Here is a 1,683-nt window from a genome sequence, read left to right on the forward strand (position 1 = left end):
GCATATATCTGCACAAACACGCGTTGTTCATTTCGTGGGTCCAACTGGTGTTGGTAAAACAACAACAATAGCCAAATTGGCTGCGGAGYAAGTCTTGAAATATCACCGTAAAGTCGGGTTTATTACCTCAGACACGTATCGAATTGCTGCTATTGAGCAGTTAAAAACATATGCAACCATTTTAAATGTGCCACTCGAAGTCGTGTTTTCTCCACAGGATTTGACGAAAGCATTTCAAAATTTGGCGGAATGCGACATCATTTTCATGGATACTGCTGGGCGTAATTTCCGGAACGAAATGTATGTTTCCGAATTGAATTCCTTGCTGAAGACGCAAGGGAATAGTGAAACGATTCTCGTACTAAGCTTAACGACCAAATATCGTGATTTGCGGGCAATAACGAATAACTTTAGTAAGTTCAAGTTGGATAAAGTACTCTTTACCAAAATGGACGAAACAGATTCCTACGGAGCCATTCTAAATGTTGTTCATGAGTTTTCCCTTAAGCTTTCGTATGTGACAACTGGACAAAGTGTACCCGATGATATTGCGGAAATGAACGAGTGGCAAATCATTGATCTGCTATTGGAGGAGCCTAGAACATGAAGGATCAAGCAGAAGGGTTGCGGAATCTGGTTCAGACGCAGGGGGATAAAAGCACAAGAACAACCAGAATCATTACCGTGACCAGTGGTAAAGGTGGTGTAGGTAAATCCAATTTTACGCTAAACTTCGCTTTATCACTGCAGTCTCTGGGGTATAAGGTACTAGTTTTCGATGCAGATATCGGACTCGCGAACATTGACGTATTAATGGGTGTTTCCTCCAAATACAGTCTTTATCACTTGTTAAAAAAGGACAAAACGATCTGGGAAATCATTCAGAAGGGTTCCAATGATTTAGAGTTTATTGCAGGTGGTTCTGGTTTTAATGACTTACTGCGATTAAGTGAAGAAGAATTAGATTATTTTGCAGAGCAAGTCATGCAACTCAACGGTTATGTGGATTTTATCATTTTTGATACGGGAGCAGGCCTGTCAAAAGAAACGCTGAAGTTTATTCTTGCGGCTGAAGAAGCAATCGTCGTGACGACTCCTGAGCCAACATCGATTACAGATGCTTATGCCATTATCAAAATGGTGAATTCAATGGGCCACGATGTATCCTTTAAGCTAGTCATTAATCGTGTAACTGATGCAAGAGAAGGGAAGCAAACGGCTGACAAAATTTCTTTAGTAGCCAAACAATTCTTGAATATTCATATCCCAACATTAGGGTTTGTTGATGATGATCCGGTTGTTTCTAAAGCAGTGAAAAGGCAAATTCCTTTCTCAATCGCTTATCCCTATTCCGCGGCAACGAAAAGCATAAAAACGCTTACGGATAATTATATAAAAGGATATCGAGTCATAGAAACGCCTTCTATCGGTGTCAAGAGCTTTTTAAATAAAATGTTGCGAATTTTGAAATAGGATTTTTGAAAATCGTGTCGAATTAGCAGATAGAGGAGGGAAGCAGCTTGGCAATATATAACATTCTTGTCGTAGATGACTCCGTCTTTATGCGAAAAATAGTTAGTGATTTAATTTCTGAAAATCCGCAATTTAAGGTCATTGGTACTGCGAAAAATGGGCAAGAAGCAATTGAACTAGTTAAGCTGCTTCGACCGGATGCTGTGACGA

2 protein-coding genes and 1 pseudogene are annotated in these 1,683 nt (G+C 39.8%); all 3 read left to right on the forward strand.

Annotated elements, in window-relative coordinates:
* The coding region (locus tag AC1DVJ_RS30880) for a flagellar biosynthesis protein FlhF (protein WP_477596738.1) at positions 1-607 on the forward strand (607 nt) is incomplete at its 5' end.
* Complete coding sequence (locus AC1DVJ_RS30885; protein WP_477596740.1) at positions 604-1,473, forward strand: MinD/ParA family protein; 870 nt, start codon at positions 604-606, stop codon at positions 1,471-1,473. The genes AC1DVJ_RS30880 and AC1DVJ_RS30885, both read left to right, overlap by 4 nt.
* A gap of 89 nt (positions 1,474-1,562) precedes the next feature.
* Positions 1,563-1,683 (forward strand): annotated as a pseudogene (locus AC1DVJ_RS30890) (chemotaxis response regulator protein-glutamate methylesterase); the annotation flags it as partial.

The sequence above is a fragment of the Paenibacillus sp. P4_A9 genome (assembly GCF_056402415.1).